This is a genomic window from Antarctobacter sediminis (genome assembly GCF_019218285.1).
GTDB lineage: Bacteria > Pseudomonadota > Alphaproteobacteria > Rhodobacterales > Rhodobacteraceae > Antarctobacter > Antarctobacter sediminis.
On sequence record NZ_JAHUZG010000008.1, the window covers coordinates 40,953 to 55,804 of the forward strand.

General features: G+C 62.8%; 15 protein-coding genes. 3 read left to right on the plus strand and 12 right to left on the minus strand.

Features of this window, described 5'->3' with window-relative positions:
- Positions 1–4: 4 nt before the first annotated feature.
- From KJP30_RS23230 to KJP30_RS23245, 4 genes are all read right to left on the minus strand, one after another.
- Positions 5–1,114: an ABC transporter ATP-binding protein gene (locus tag KJP30_RS23230; RefSeq protein WP_218451929.1), complete on the minus strand. Its 1,110-nt coding sequence runs from the start codon at positions 1,112–1,114 to the stop codon at positions 5–7.
- Positions 1,115–1,118: 4 nt separating this feature from the next.
- A complete protein-coding gene (locus KJP30_RS23235) occupies positions 1,119–2,000 on the minus strand; it encodes a carbohydrate ABC transporter permease (RefSeq protein WP_218451930.1) in 882 nt (293 codons plus the stop codon).
- Positions 2,000–2,890: a carbohydrate ABC transporter permease gene (locus KJP30_RS23240; protein WP_218451931.1), complete on the minus strand. Its 891-nt coding sequence runs from the start codon at positions 2,888–2,890 to the stop codon at positions 2,000–2,002. Before KJP30_RS23240 ends, KJP30_RS23235 begins: the two co-directional genes overlap by 1 nt.
- Before the next feature lie 102 nt (positions 2,891–2,992).
- Complete coding sequence (locus KJP30_RS23245; RefSeq protein ID WP_425515730.1) at positions 2,993–4,237, minus strand: ABC transporter substrate-binding protein; 1,245 nt, start codon at positions 4,235–4,237, stop codon at positions 2,993–2,995.
- 106 nt (positions 4,238–4,343) lie between these two features.
- Between KJP30_RS23245 and KJP30_RS23250 the strand changes: the two genes are divergently transcribed.
- Positions 4,344–5,372, plus strand: coding sequence for a LacI family DNA-binding transcriptional regulator (locus KJP30_RS23250; protein WP_218451933.1), 1,029 nt, complete (start codon positions 4,344–4,346; stop codon positions 5,370–5,372).
- A gap of 4 nt (positions 5,373–5,376) precedes the next feature.
- Here KJP30_RS23250 and KJP30_RS23255 read toward each other — a convergent pair whose 3' ends face one another.
- From KJP30_RS23255 to KJP30_RS23270, 4 genes are read right to left on the minus strand one after another with little or no spacing between them, the layout of a single operon-like run.
- Positions 5,377–6,219, minus strand: a complete 843-nt coding sequence (locus KJP30_RS23255) for a sugar phosphate isomerase/epimerase family protein (RefSeq protein ID WP_218451934.1) — start codon at positions 6,217–6,219, stop codon at positions 5,377–5,379.
- Positions 6,219–7,370, minus strand: coding sequence for a dihydrodipicolinate synthase family protein (locus KJP30_RS23260; RefSeq protein ID WP_218451935.1), 1,152 nt, complete (start codon positions 7,368–7,370; stop codon positions 6,219–6,221). Before KJP30_RS23260 ends, KJP30_RS23255 begins: the two co-directional genes overlap by 1 nt.
- Positions 7,371–7,381: 11 nt before the next feature.
- Positions 7,382–8,152 carry a 3-ketoacyl-ACP reductase gene (locus KJP30_RS23265; RefSeq protein WP_218451936.1) on the minus strand — a complete coding sequence of 257 codons (771 nt, stop codon included), beginning with the start codon at positions 8,150–8,152 and terminating at the stop codon, positions 7,382–7,384.
- Positions 8,149–9,294, minus strand: coding sequence for an acyl-CoA dehydrogenase family protein (locus tag KJP30_RS23270; protein ID WP_218451937.1), 1,146 nt, complete (start codon positions 9,292–9,294; stop codon positions 8,149–8,151). Before KJP30_RS23270 ends, KJP30_RS23265 begins: the two co-directional genes overlap by 4 nt.
- A gap of 128 nt (positions 9,295–9,422) precedes the next feature.
- Here KJP30_RS23270 and KJP30_RS23275 point away from each other — a divergent pair, with 128 nt between their 5' ends.
- On the plus strand, positions 9,423–10,436 hold the full coding sequence (locus tag KJP30_RS23275; protein ID WP_218451938.1) for an aldo/keto reductase: 1,014 nt from the start codon (positions 9,423–9,425) through the stop codon (positions 10,434–10,436).
- On the plus strand, positions 10,433–10,888 hold the full coding sequence (locus KJP30_RS23280) for a MaoC family dehydratase (protein ID WP_224874720.1): 456 nt from the start codon (positions 10,433–10,435) through the stop codon (positions 10,886–10,888). The genes KJP30_RS23275 and KJP30_RS23280 overlap by 4 nt, the downstream gene beginning before the upstream one ends.
- On the opposite strand, the gene KJP30_RS23285 is transcribed toward KJP30_RS23280, so the two are convergent.
- Genes KJP30_RS23285 through KJP30_RS23300 form a run of 4 tightly spaced genes read right to left on the minus strand, consistent with a single transcriptional unit; the run spans position 10,879 to position 14,827 of the window.
- Positions 10,879–12,150 (minus strand): glycerate kinase type-2 family protein, encoded by a 1,272-nt coding sequence (locus tag KJP30_RS23285; protein ID WP_218451940.1) that lies wholly within the window; start codon positions 12,148–12,150, stop codon positions 10,879–10,881. The genes KJP30_RS23280 and KJP30_RS23285 overlap by 10 nt on opposite strands.
- A complete protein-coding gene (locus tag KJP30_RS23290; RefSeq protein WP_218451941.1) occupies positions 12,150–12,461 on the minus strand; it encodes a Dabb family protein in 312 nt (103 codons plus the stop codon). Before KJP30_RS23290 ends, KJP30_RS23285 begins: the two co-directional genes overlap by 1 nt.
- A 3-nt stretch (positions 12,462–12,464) precedes the next feature.
- A complete protein-coding gene (locus tag KJP30_RS23295; RefSeq protein WP_218451942.1) occupies positions 12,465–13,250 on the minus strand; it encodes an enoyl-CoA hydratase/isomerase family protein in 786 nt (261 codons plus the stop codon).
- The gene (locus KJP30_RS23300; RefSeq protein WP_218451943.1) at positions 13,247–14,827 is read right to left on the minus strand and encodes an acyl CoA:acetate/3-ketoacid CoA transferase; all 1,581 of its coding nucleotides are present in this window, start codon (positions 14,825–14,827) and stop codon (positions 13,247–13,249) included. The genes KJP30_RS23295 and KJP30_RS23300 overlap by 4 nt, the downstream gene beginning before the upstream one ends.
- Between the last annotated feature and the right edge of the window lie 25 nt (positions 14,828–14,852).

Here is a 14,852-nt window from a genome sequence, read left to right on the forward strand (position 1 = left end):
GCCCTCACCGGATGCGGTTTTCCGTCTTTGGGTCGAAGAGCACCGCCTTGTCCATATTGAAGACAAGCGTAAACTCTTGTCCCGGTTTACACTCGGTGTGGGCGCGCATCCGCCCGATCACGTCGCGCCCCGACAGAGTGGTGGTGATAAAGGTATCCGACCCCGCCGGTTCGATCACGTCGATCCGGTTCGGCACCTCGGCCAGCACGGCGGCATTGCGATCCGCGCCCTCCCGGTCCGTGATCGCCTCGGGCCGGATGCCAAAGAGCACTTCCTGCCCGTCGGTCAGATCCCGCGGTTTCGCCGCCATCGGCAAAACCTGGGCCGCCCCGTCCGCTCCGGTGATCTCGACCGCGGCCTGATCGCCGGTCACGCGGGCCTTGGCCCGGATCAGGTTCATGGAGGGAGACCCCATGAAGCTGGCAACAAAGACATTGGCTGGGTCATCATAGATCTGCTGCGGCGTGCCAAGTTGCTGGACGTAGCCACCGTTCATCACGGCAATGCGGGTCGACAGTGTCATCGCCTCGATCTGGTCATGGGTGACGTAGACGATGGTTGTGCCCAGTTTCTGATGCAGTTTCTTGATTTCGGTCCGCATGTCGACGCGCAGCTTGGCGTCAAGGTTCGACAGCGGTTCGTCAAAGAGGAACACATCCGGGTTGCGGACCAGCGCGCGCCCCATGGCAACACGTTGACGTTGCCCGCCGGAAAGCTGCCCCGGCTTGCGGTCCAGCAGTTGTTCGATCTGCAAGAGCTTGGCCACGTCCGCCAGCGCCTTGTCACGCTCTGGCTTGGGTACGCCGTGCATCTCAAGGCCAAAGGTCATGTTCTGCCCGACGGTCATATTGGGGTAGAGCGCGTAACTCTGGAACACCATCGCGATATTGCGCTTGGAGGGATGCACCCCGTTGACCACGCGGCCGTTGATGCTGATCTCGCCGCTGGTGATGCCCTCCAGCCCTGCGATCATGTTCAGCAGAGTGGACTTGCCGCAGCCAGACGGCCCGACGAGTACGAGGAACTCCCCCTCTTCTACCGAGATGTCCACCCGGTGCAGCACCTCGACGGCGCCATAGGACTTGGTGACGTTGTCGATATCCAGAAAACCCATCGGCTTATCCTTTCACGGAACCCGCCATCAGGCCGCGGACAAAGTAACGTCCGGCCACGATGTAGACGAGCAGCGTTGGCAGGGCGGCAAGGATCGCACCCGCAAAATGTACGTTGTATTCCTTCACACCCGTGGAGGAGTTGACGAGGTTGTTCAGCGCCACCGTCATCGGCATCGAATCCAGGTCGGCAAAGGAGGCGCCGAAAAGAAAGTCGTTCCAGATGTTGGTGAACTGCCAGATGACATTGACCACCGCGATCGGTCCCGAGACCGGCAACATGATCCGCCAGAAGATCTGGAAGAACCCCGCACCGTCGATCTGCGCCGCGCGCACCAGTTCGGTCGGGAAAGCGGCGTAATAGTTGCGGAAGTACAGCGTGCCGAAACCGATGCCATAGACGACATGGACAAGGATCAGCCCCGGTGTCGACCCCGCCAGCCCCATGATGCCCAACATGCGCGCCATCGGGATCAGCACGATCTGGAACGGGATAAAGCAGGAAAACAGCATCAGCCCGAAGATCAGCGTATCGCCGCGGAACCGCCATTTCGTCAGGATGTACCCGTTGAGGGCGCCCAGAACGGTCGAGATCGCGACCGCCGGAACCACCATCAGGATCGAGTTCAGGAAGTAGGGTTTCAGGCCCGTCGGCTCGACCCCGATCTGCGCGGTGGACCAGGCCGAAAGCCACGGGTCGATCGTCCATTCCTGCGGCAGCGACATCATGTTGCCGCCGGTGATCTCGGACAGCGGCTTGAGCGAGTTCGCCAGCATCACGAAGAAGGGCAGCAGGTAGAACAGCGCAAACAGCAGCAGAAGAAGATAGATGAAGGTCCGCGTGATACGCCCGGTGCGGACGGCGGTGTCTTGCGTGGCGGCGGACATCAGCGCTTCTCCCTCAGTTCGGCATAGAGATAAGGCATCATGATCGCGGCGATGGTCATCAGCATGATGACCGCCGACGCCGCACCGATCCCCATGGAGTTGCGGGTAAAGGTGTAGGAATACATGAAGGTCGCGGGCAACTCGGTGGCCCGCCCCGGACCGCCGCCGGTCAGCGCGATCACAAGGTCATAGGATTTGACGGCAAGGTGGCTGAGAATGACAAAGGCCGACAGGAAGGCAGGACGCAGCAACGGAATGACGATGCGGCGATAGAGGTTCCAGTTCGACGCGCCGTCGATCTGCGCTGCCTTGAGGATTTCGTTGTCGATGCCGCGCAGCCCCGCGAGGAACATCGCCATGACGAACCCGCTGGTCTGCCAGACGGCGGCAATGACCACCGTGTAGATCGCCATGTCGCGATCCTTGATCCAGCCGAACTCGAAACTCTCCCACCCCCAGAGATGCATGGTATGTTCCAGCCCGATCCCCGGATCGAGGAACCATTTCCACGCGGTGCCCGTCACGATGAAGCTGAGCGCCATCGGGTAGAGGTAGATCGGCCGCAACATGCCCTCGCCCCGGATCTTTTGATCCAGGAAAATCGCCAGCATCAGGCCGATGGCCGTACAGATCGTGATGTAGAGAAAGGCAAAGATCCCAAGGTTGGCGATGGCCGTGTGCCAGTGCCGCAACCCCCAGAGCTTGGAGTAGTTTTCCAACCCGATCCAATCGTAGCTGGGCAACATCCGGCTGTCGGTGAAGCTGAGATAGACGGTGAAGGCGATAAAGCCGTAGACAAAGACCAGCACCGCGGCAAGCGACGGCGACAGAACCAGCTTGGGGATCCAGTCCTGTAATCTTGTCTTGAAATCAGGGGTATCGGTGGCCATGGGGCATCCTCCGCGGGGCCTGCGGATCAGGCACCATCTTCGATGCCTGTAGAAACGATGGGGGGAGACAGGGCGACCGTGGGGCCGCCCTGTCCGAACGGATCACATGGCGCCTTCGACGGCGTAGACCAGTTCCTCGGCAGCTTCCTCGGCGGTGAACTCGCCGTTGAAATGCGCCGTGACCACGTCATAGATCGCGTTCTTGACGCCCGCACGGTTGGCGTGGCCATGAGCCATCGACCCCAGCAACGTGCCGGCATCCGCCGCAGCGGCCAGTTCCGCCATGCCTTTCTTGCCGCAGGCATCGAAGGCTTCGTTCGGCACGTCCGTCCGCGCCGGAACCGACCCCTTGACCACGTTGAAGGCCGACTGGAAGGACGGCGACATGATCGCTGCCGCCATCTTGGCCTGCGCGTCCTTGGCACCATCGGCGCTGACGTTGAACATTGCGAACTGGTCAGAGTTGAAGGTCACGACCCCTTCGGACCCCGGCACGCGGAAGCAGAGGAAATCCTGTTCCGGCACCTTGCCCGCGTTCAGGAATTCGCCCTTGGCCCAGTCACCCATGATCTGGAAAGCGGCCTCGTTGTTGATGACCATGGCCGAGGCGAGGTTCCAGTCACGGCCCGAGAAGTTGTCATCGACGAAAGAACGCAGGGTCTCCATGCGCTTGAACGCTTCGACCATCGTGTCCGAGCCCAGCGCGTCGGGATCGAGGTCGATAAAGGCTTGCTTGTAGAACTCAGGTCCGCCTGCCGACAGCACCACGCCGTCGAACATGGTTGCGTCCTGCCAAGCCTGACCGCCATGCGCCAGCGCCACCTTGCCCGAATCCTTGACCGCCTGCATCGCGGCGACGAATTCGTCCCATGTGGTCGGTTGGGCAATGCCCAGATCGTCAAGGATCGACTTGTTGGCCCAGACCCAGTTGGTCGAATGGACGTTCACCGGGGCCGAGATCCAATTGCCTTCGAACTTGGCAAAGCTTTGCAGCGCCTCCGGCACCACCGCGTCCCAGCCTTCGGCTGCGGCGACGCCGTTCAGATTGCCCAGCGCCTTTTCCTGCGCCCAGTCCTGAATGTCGAAACCCAGCATCTGCACGGCGGTGGGCGGGTTGCCGGAAGTGACACGCGCGCGCAGCGTGGTCATCGCGGCCTCGCCGCCGCCGCCGGCGACCGGCATGTCCTTCCAGCCGATCCCCTGCCCTTGCAGGTCGTCCTTAAGGACGTTCAGCGCAGCAGCCTCCCCCCCCGAGGTCCACCAGTGCAGCACCTCGACATCTTCGGCCTGCGCGATGGATGCACAAAGCGCCAGCGACGCCGCGGCCCCCATCAAACGGGTCTTCATCATCATCGTTCTCTCCTCCCTGGATCGATGCTATGAACCACTTGGTTACTTAATTATAACGTTATAACCTCGAGTCGAGTCAAGTTGGAAATACGGGAATCTCGCGGTGACCCAAGGCGGCACGCCAACCCTCCCCCGCAAGGACCGGGGATCCAAGCCCACGCAGCGCACGATTGCAGATGCGACGGGCTTTGCGGTCACGACCGTATCCAAGGCGCTGGCCGACGATCCCAGCATCGCCAAGAAAACCCGTGACACGATCCAGAAAACCGCGCGCGATCTGGGCTATGTGCCCGACCGCGCCGCACAGCGCCTGCGCACCGGGCGAACCAATGTCATCAGCCTCGTGCTGGATCCGCACAGCGAATTGCTTGGCTTCGGGGCCTCGATGATTGAAGGCATCTCAGAGGTGCTGCGCCCGACGCGCTATCATCTGACGATCATGCAATATCAACTGAGCGAGGACCCGCTTGCACCGATCGACTACATTTTGCGCAACGGGCTGGCGGATGGCGTGATCTTTGCCCGGACGGAACCGCGCGACCCGCGCGTCGCCTTTCTGACCGAGGCAGGATTTCCCTTTATCACCCACGGCAGAACGCTGTTCACGGATCACGCGTGGTATGACTACGACAATACCCGCTTTGCCGAAGAAGCGGTACGCATCCTGGCCGATCAGGGCGCGCGCAGCATCGGCATCGTCCCACCGAACCCGCAGTTCACCTTTCACCGCTTCATGATGGATGGGTTTCGCAGCGCCTGTCAGCAACGCGGCTGCGCGGCGCTTGTTTCGCCCGGGCTGGACCTGAACGATCCGCCCGAAAGGATCTATTCCGGCCTGATGGAATGGCTATCGACCCGTGACCGTCCCGAAGCATTGATCTGCCCCGGCGAAACCCCGGCCATGGCCGCCCATGCGGCGCAGCGCGACCTTGGTCTGGAAATCCCACTATTGGTCAAACAGACTTCACCCGTGTTCGACTTCTTCAGGCCGCGCCCGTTGACGATTTTCGAGGACATCCGCGCCGCGGGCCGAGAGATGACGCAAGCTCTGCAAAAGCTGATTGCCGGTGACGCGCCATCAGGGCAGCAAATCCTCGCGGCGCCAATCCTGAGCGCCGCAAAGATCCGTTAATTCCTCAGCAGACGGTCCGAAACCGATCCACCAGAACGTCCAGCACCTCGCCGGGGTCGCGTCGCCACCAGTCATCGGCCGAAAAGATCTCGACCTCGCAAAGACCGGTATAGCCCGCGCCCTCGACCGCGCGGCGGATTGCCTTCAGGTCGGCCACACCATCGCCCATCATGCCGCGATCCAGCAACATGTGGCCGGTATTTTCCAGCCAGTCACACAGGTGGTAGCCCATCACCCTGCCCCGCGCCTCGGCAAGGCTTTGGGCCAGACCCGTGTCCCACCAGACATGATAGACATCGACGGCGATACCGATGTTCGGCGCATCGACCATCTGGCAAATCTCCAGCGCATCGCGCACGGTAAAGATCACGGTGCGGTTGCCGCCGAACATCGGGTTCAACGGCTCCAGCGCCAGAGAGACATTGTTCCGCGCCGCATAGTCCGCGTGATGCGCCACCCGCTCGGCCAACCTCTTGCGGCTGTCGTCCAGCCCCTTGCTGCCCGGTTCGGTGCCGCCGGTGACGATTGTCAGAACCGGCGCGCCCAGTGCGGCGGCCATGTCGATGCTGGCACGCACCTCATCGTCCGTTCCAGCCTCGGACCCGGTCAGGTAAGGTGTGCGGCACAGGCCCGCGACCTGCATCCCTGACGCCCGGACGTATTCGCCGATCTGTTGCGCTTGATCACCGATCTCGCGCCGCCAGAAAACGATGCCGCCGTAACCACGCTCGGCGCAGGCGTCGATGACCTGTTCCGGCGACCAGCCAGCGCCGTGACCGTCCAGATTATGACCCAGCGTCGCTGTGTTCAGCGCCAGCGCGGAATGGTCGTTGGTAAAGTCCCGCATCAGGCGACGCCGTACATAGCCAGCATCCGCTTCATGCGGGCAACGGCGATGTCGGGATCACGCAACAGCCCGCAACCATCGGCAAGGCGGAACACCTCGGTGAAATAGGGCAGCGGTCGCATGGCCTGCGCGCCGTTCAGCATGACGAAGTGATCCTGAAACCCGTTCAGCCACGCAAGGAAGACAACGCCGGTTTTGTAATATTGCGTGGGCGCACGGAAGATCAGCCGCGCCAGCGGCACGGTGGGATCCAGCGTTTCGCGGAAGCCCTGCACATCCCCCTGCCCCAGCAGGTTCACCGCATGGGCGGCGGCCGGTCCCAGCGGGTCAAAGATCCCCAGCAAAGCGTGGGAAAAGCCCTGTTCGTCGCCTTGGATCAATTCAGGATAGTTGAAATCATCGCCTGTATACATGCGCACGCCTTCGGGCAGACGGCGGCGCAGGATGACCTCTTTGTCCTTGTCCAGAAGCGAGATCTTGATCCCGTCCACCTTGCTCGCATTCTGCTCGATGATGGTGACGACGGTCTCCAGCGCGTTTTCAAAGCTCGACGCTCCCCAGTACCCTGCCAACTGCGGATCGAACATTTCGCCCAGCCAATGCAGGATCACCGGGTGGTCGCAGGCCGACAGGATCTCACCATAGATCTTGATGTAGTCGTCGGCACCGGTGGCAACGCGGGCCAGCGCACGGCTGGCCATCAGGATCACGCGCGCATCCAGCGCCTGAATCGCGTCGAGTTGTTCCATGTAGGCGCGTTTGACATCGTCCAACGAGGTCGCCTCGGCCGGGTTCAGGTGATCGGTGCCACAGCCATTGGCGACCAAAGCATCGGGCAATTCGGCACGGGTGCGCCGGATCAGTTCCAGCGCGCCGCCCCAGTCCAGCCCCATACCACGCTGCGCGGTGTCCATTGCCTCGGCGATGCCAAGGCCCATGCCGTGCAGATGGTGGCGGAACCGCATGGTCGCCTCCCAATCCACCGTGGCGGCACCGGATGGGTCATTCGCCGTGAACGGATCGGCGACCACATGCGCGGCAGAGTAAACCACGCGGGCTGGGTCCTTGGGCAGGCGCGCCTCGGGGACAGGTGTCCCGGTCAGCGTGTAATCCGAAACTGTTCCTTTGGCATCAGGCAGCGCAATTTTCATGTGTCGGGTCCTCAGAAACGGGGCACCAGCATCCCGGCATCCGCCGAGATCACCTGGCCGGTGGTATAAGGCAGCTTTCCGCTGGCGAGCGAGGCGATGATCCCGCCCATGTCCTCGGGTGTTCCGACGCGCGGGAACAGGGTTAATCCGGCTATTGCCCGCTCTTCGTACTGGGCGATGACAGGGGCCGTCATCTCGGTTGCGATCAGGCCGGGCTGCACGTCGTAGACGGCGATGTTCTCCCGGCCCAGACGCACGGCCCATGTCTTGGACGACATGGCCGCCCCCGCCTTGGACACGCAGTATTCGCTGCGCGGTTCCGCGGCGGCGGTGGCGTTGGACGAAGTGATGTTGACGATGGCATGGAACAGCGAGGCATCACGGTCGCGTGCCAGAAGTCGACGGGCAAAGGCCTGCGTCAGAAAAAACTGCGCCTTGGTGTTCACCGCAACGCAGCGGTCAAAACTGGCCTCGGACACGTTCAGCGGGTCGCCCCGCTCCATGACACCAACGCCGGCGTTGTTGACAAGCGTCGTCAACGGTCCAAGCGCCTCTTCAATCTGGCCCAGAACGCGATCATGGGTGGCGACTTCTGTGACATCGAATGGGGCGGCGACCACGTCCGCGCCCAAGGTACGGAGCTTTGCGACGGCAGCACGCAATTCGTCATCCTCGACCGGGCCGTTGACGGCGATGGCGAACCCCTCGCGGGCCAGCGCAATGGCGGCACCCAGACCGATCCCCCGACTGGATCCCGTAACCAAGGCAACATTCCGGGTCATGCGGCAGCTCCCTTGGCAAGCAGTTCGCGGGCGATGATCATGCGCTGGATCTGGTTCGTGCCTTCGTAGATCTGGGTGATCTTGGCATCACGATACAGGCGTTCAACCTCGAACCCGCGGATATAGCCGGAACCGCCAAAGACCTGTACCGCATCCGCCGTGCGCGCCACCGCCATATCTCCGGCGAAACACTTGGCCATCGAACAAAAGCGGGTCGCATCAGCGCCGGTGTCGATCTTGTGGGCCGCGTTGTGGACCAGCAGTCGCGCGGCCTCTACGTCCTTGGCAATATCGGCCAGCAACCATTGAACACCCTGGAATTCGGCAATCGGTTTCTTGAACTGCTTGCGTTGCTGGGCGTATTCCACCGCGGCCTCAAGCCCCGCCTGGGCAATGCCCACCGCCAGCCCCGCAATGCCGACACGGCCCTTGTCCAGCACGCTCATCATCATGTGAAAGCCGCGCCCCTCGGTGCCCAGCAGGGCATCGGCAGGCAGGCGCACATCATCAAAGTTCAACGGGCCGACCTGGCTGGCGCGCTGGCCCATCTTGTGTTCCTTGGGGCCACGGGTGACACCCGGCGCATGGAAATCAACGATAAAGATCGACATGCCCCGATGCCCTGCCTCGGGGTCGGTGCGCGCAAGGACAAACCCCACGTCCGCAACCGGCGCATTGTGAATCCAGATCTTGCCGCCGTTCAGCACCCAGCCGTCGCCATCCCGTTTGGCCGTGGTGCGGATGCCGGACACATCCGTTCCGGCCTCGGGTTCGGTGATGCAATAGGCCCCTTTGATCTTGGCGCTCAGCAAACCGCCAAGCCACCGATCGCGCTGCGCGTCGGTGCCATGTTTGACCAACAGCGTCGACAAAAGCTCGACAAGGCCGCATTGGTCCGCGACGCTGGCATATCCGCGCGACAGTTCCTCCATGACCAAGGCATAGGTGACCGTGTCGAACCCCGGCCCGCCCATTTCTTCGGGAACGCCGATACCGAACAGACCCAGCTCGCCCATCTGGTCATAGATTTCGGCGGGAAAACGTTCCTCACGATCCAGTTCTTCTGCCAGAGGGCGCACAACCTCTTCGGCGAATTGGCGTGTCATCTCGCGCACCTGCATGTGCGTTTCGGACAGATACATCTGCGACCTCCCAGTAACCGGTTAGTTACTTTTAGTCGCGATTCCACTGGCCGTCAAGATATCTCAAGGCTTGAAATGGGTGACGACATGTGCGCAAATAACTATACAGTTACTTACGGGAGGACAGGATGAAACCCGACGCCAAGGTGAAATTCGGCCGCGTCGATCTGGAGGTTACGGCCTTTGGATTCGGCACCGCGCCCATCGGCAATATTTTCCGCGAGATCGACGAAGAGACCTCGGACGGGATGATCCAGGAGGCCTGGTACACGGGCGTGCGCTATTTCGACACCGCGCCGATGTATGGCCACGGTCTGTCGGAACTGCGCACCGGCCATTCGCTGCGCTGGAAGAACCGCGACGATTTCGTGCTGTCCTCCAAGGTCGGACGGGTGCTGAAACCGGCCCGCAAACAGGACATCGACTATGCGCCGTGGACAAATGCCGGGCGCTTCACGATGCATTTCGACTATAGCTATGACGGCGTGATGCGCAGCTTCGAGGACAGCCTTCAGCGGATGAACCTCGAACGTATGGACATCTGCTTTATCCACGACATCGACGTGTTCACCCGGGGCGCAGATCAGCCGGAGGTGTTCAAACAGGCGATGGACGGCGCATGGAAGGCGCTGGAAAGCCTGCGCGATCAGGGTGTGGTCAAAGCCATCGGCGTTGGCGTGAACGAATGGGAAGTCTGCCAGACAGCGCTGGAACAGCGGGATTTCGACTGCTTTCTGCTGGCCGGGCGCTATACCCTTCTGGAACAGGATTCGCTCAACAGCTTCCTGCCGCTGTGCGAAGAGCGCGGCGCAGCGGTGGTCGTCGGCGGCGGTTTCAACTCGGGCATCCTTGCCACCGGCGCGGTCGAAGGGGCCAAGTACAACTACGCCCCTGCCCCGGCCGACATCATGGACAAGGTGCGCAAGATCGAGGCCGTCTGCGCCGAATACAACGTACCCCTGCCGGCGGCGGCGCTGCAATTCGTGGTGGCCCACCCGGCGATCCCCAGCTTTATCGCGGGCACGCGCACCGTCGAGCAGCTGAAAAAGAACCTCGAATGGTTCAGCCACCCGATCCCCACCGAATTCTGGGCCGATCTCAAGGCCAAGGGGCTGCTGCGCGAAGACGCGCCGACACCGTGAGTGCGCGCACTCTTGGGCCGGGCCGCTACGGTCTGGCCCGGCTGACCATCGGCGACCGGATCGAAACCGGTCGCCGCCTTGTCACGGCAGAGCTGATCGACAGCTTTGCCGAGATGACAGGCGACCGGTTTGAAATCCACATGACCAAAGAGGCCGCGCAACGCCATGGCTTTGCGGACCGCGTGGCACATGGACTGCTGGTCCTGTCGCTTGTCGACGGGTTGAAGAACCAGGCAAAGGCACAGTTCGACGCCGTGGCCTCGCTTGGCTGGGACTGGAGCTTTGCCGCGCCGGTTCTTGCCGGGGACAGCATCGCCGTGACGATCACGGTCAAGGGGCTGCGGCCCACGTCGGACGGCCAGCGCGGGATTGCCACGCTGGCCTTCGATGTGGTCAACCAGCGGTCAGAAACCGTCCAGCGCGGCGAAAACCGGCTAATGATCTACGCCTGATCCCGGATCAGGATCGCGCGGAAATCATTGACATTGGTGCCGGTCGGACCGGGCACGAACAAATCGCCCACGGCATCGAATGCACCCCATGCATCATGCCGTGACAGCGCCTCGGCCGGATCGACCCGGGCCTTGCGCATCCGGGCCGCCGTGCCACCGTCGGCAAAGGCCCCGGCGTTGTCCTCGGACCCGTCGATACCGTCGGTATCCGCCGCCAGCGCCAACAGGTCGACACCGTCAACAGCCCGGGCAAAGGACAGCAGGAATTCCGTATTGCGGCCACCGCGCCCACCGTCGCCGCGGATTGTCACCGTGGTTTCGCCACCAGAGAGGATCACGACAGGTTTGGAAAAGGGACGGTTGCGGGCCACGACCTCGCGCGCAAGGGCCGCATGCATCAGGCCAATATCGCGCGCCTCACCCTCGATCGCGTCGGACAGAATGACGGCAGGCACGCCCTGCGCCTCGGCGGCCTGTGCCGCAGCCTCCAACGACAGGGCCGCAGACGCGATGACCCGTGTCTCGGCCCGCGCAAAAACCGCGTCGCCCGGGTCGGGGGCGCGGGCGGCCTCACTGTCCAGATGGGCGGCAATACGCGGCGGCAGGTCGATCCCGTAGGCCGACACCAACTGCCGCGCCTCTTCCAGCGTCACGCCCGACGGCACCGTCGGGCCCGAGGCCACCTCGGCGGGGTTGTCGCCCGGCACGTCAGAGATCACCAGCGACAGCACCCGCGCCGGATGCGCCGCAGCGGCAAGGCGACCGCCCTTGATCCGGCTGACATGTTTGCGGATCGCGTTCATCACGCCAATCGGTGCGCCAGAGCGCAAAAGCGCTGTGTTCAGCGCCTGTTCGTCCTCCAGCGTCAGACCTTCGGGCGGCGCTGGCAGCAGGGCCGATCCGCCTCCACAGATCAGCGCGACCACAAGGTCATCCTCGGTCAGATCCGACACCGCCTGCAACAGCGCCCGCCCCGCGTCCAACCCGGCCTGATCCGGCACGGGATGAGCGGCTTCGAGCACACGGATCCGCTCACACGGGGTGGCATAACCATAGCGCGTGACGATGACCCCATCCAAGGGACCATCCCACAAGCGTTCAAAGGCAGCGGCCATCTGGGCCGCCCCCTTCCCCGCGCCGATCACCACCACGCGCCCCTTGGGCCGTTCCGGCAGGTGCGCACGCAGCACGGTTTCGGGGTCGGCCGCCTGCACCGCGGCCCGAAACAGATCCGTCAGGAATGCCTTGTCGTCAGAGCGCATCACACCTCGATATCACAGACAAAGACACCATCGGCACCGCCCTCAAGGCAAGCCACAATATCGGCACCAATCGCCTGGTGAACCTCGTCTACAAGATAGGCATCGCGGACAGCCACATCGCGGAAGTCAAACCAGAACATGTCCAGGAAATCGCGAACCAGCGGTGTCTCGACCGAAACATTGGCCCGGTGCTGAAAATCCAGGATCCCGTCAATCCGGCCGCTCAGACCGCCAAGGCGGTCATAAAGGGCCGCCTTGGTGGCGGCATCCACATCACTGCGGAACCGCAGATGTACCAAGTGTCGGATCATGGGTCACTCCTCCTTGCCCGTGAAGTCGGCCGGCCGTTTGTCAAAGAAGGCCTGAACGCCCTCTTTCAGTTCGACGCTGGCGGCGGCCACCCGCCCCGCAAGGGACTCCAGCACACGTTCGCGTTCTTCGCCCTCGGCTGCGTTGATCAGCATCTTGGTCAGTTCGGTTGCGCGCGGCCCCCGGGTCAAGAGCCTGCGCGCCAAGGTCAGCCCCGCGTCCAGACCAGTGCCCGTCTCGGCCACGGCGTCAACGATACCGGCGGCTTCCGCTTCGGCCGCGGTATGGATCGCCCCGAAAAGCGCCATTCTCCGGACGTTTTGCGCACCAAATCGGCGCACGGCGCGTTGCGTCCCCGACCAGCCTGCGATGATGCCAAGACCGGTTTCCGGCTGACCGATTTTCACATGCGCCTCGGCGATGCGAAAGTCGGCGCAGGCGGCCAGTTCCAATCCACCGCCCAGCGCGTGCCCATTGAGAACGGCGATCACCGGCTGGCGCAGCCGCGCGAGACGATCAAAGGCATCATGCCCGTCGCGCAGCCAGTGGCGGCCAAATCCGGTGGCGCTTTGCGCAGACCAAGCGGCGATGTCCCCCCCGGCGCAAAAGCTGCGGCCCCGGCCCGTCAGGATCAGAACGTCAAGGTCTTCACGCCGTTCGATCTGGCGGCATTGATCCCCCAAGGCATCAACCATCTCGGCATCCAGCGCATTTCGCTTGTCCTCACGGTCGATCCGCAGAATGCCGATCCTGTCCGTCACCTCCAGCGAGAGGAAAGACGCCCCGCTCATGCCTTGGCCAGCGTCAGGTTGATCGGCTCCGGGCGGAACAGCGTGCCGTCCATTTCGCGCAGATCCTCGGCCACCAGCAATTCGGTCGCCGCCTGATCCAGCACGTCGCGCTGAACGTCCAGCCCCGGCGCGACTTCGGTCACCACAAGCCGCCCGTCGATCAGCCGGATCACGCAGCGTTCCGTGACATAGGTGATGTCCTGCCCCTGCGCCGCGGCCCGCGCTCCCGAAAAGGACACCTGATCGACCGCGTCCACGAATTTGGCAATCTTGCCCTCGGTGTCGATGACCAGACGGCCATCTTCGACGCGCATCTTGGCACCGGCGTTGAACATGCCGGAGAAGACGATTTTCTTGGCCCGTGCGGTGATGTCGACAAAGCCCCCGGCCCCGGCGGTCCGGTGCGGCGTCGCCGAGAGGCGCGAGACGTTGACCGACCCGTCCCTGCCGACCTCAAGGAAAGACAGCAGCGAGGCATCAAAGCCGCCCGCCTGAAAATAGCTGAACTGATGGGGCGAGGCGACAAAAGCCTCGGCATTGGCCGAGCAGCCGAACTTGAAGTCAAGCAGCGGAATACCCCCGACCGCGCCCTGTTCGATCATCCATGTCACCGCACCGTGCAGGTCTTCCTCGACAAGGATGCGCGGCACGTTCGCCGAAATGCCAAAGCCGATATTGACCGCCCAGCCGTCCTTCAGCTCCATCGCCACGCGACGGGCGATCACCTTGCCGATGTTGAACTCGGCTGTGCGGAAGGTGTCCAGCGGACGGATCAACTCGCCCGAAATGGCCGGATCATACTCCGTGGCGGTGGTCTGCAACTGCTCGGGCGCAACAACGACGTGATCCACAAGGATCCCCGGCACCCGCACGTCATGCGGCCGGATCGAACCGTTCATGGCCACGCGCTTGACCTGCGCGATGACGGTGCCGCCATTGTTTCGCGCCGCCAGCGCCATCTCCATCGCGCCAAGATAGGCACCTTCATGCTCAAAGCTCAGGTTGCCGCGCTCATCCGCGGTGGTGGCACGGATAATGGCCACGTCAGGGCGCAGCGACCGGAAATACAGCCAGTCTTCGCCGTCGAATTCGCGATGCGTAACGATAGGCTCTGACCGCGCCGCATCGTTCATTGCGCAGCCTTCCAGATCGGGATCAACAAACGTCTGAAGCCCGACCTTGGTCAGAACGCCCGGACGCTTGGCCGCGCCCTCGCGCAGCATGTCAAAGACGATCCCCGAAGGTACGTTGTAGGCCTTGACCTGGTTCGCGGTGATCATCTGCCAGATCAGCGGCGGATCGGCCTTGGTCGGCCCCGATGGGTAAGATCCGCCAATGATCCGCGTCAGCATCCCCGGTTTGGCAATGTGATCGACCCCTTTGGTGCCAAAGAAATCCCCCGCCGCAATGGGATGGATCGAGGTCAGGTCGCGCGGCGCCCCCTCGGCATCGAACCGCGCCCCTAGCGCCGCCAGAACGGCGTCCGGACAACACAGCCCGCTTGATGAGTTCACGGCCACGACAGCACCATCCTTGATGTTGCTGACGGCCTCCTCCCCGGTCGTGACCTTGGACATCTCAGCTTGCCTCTTTGTAACTAAC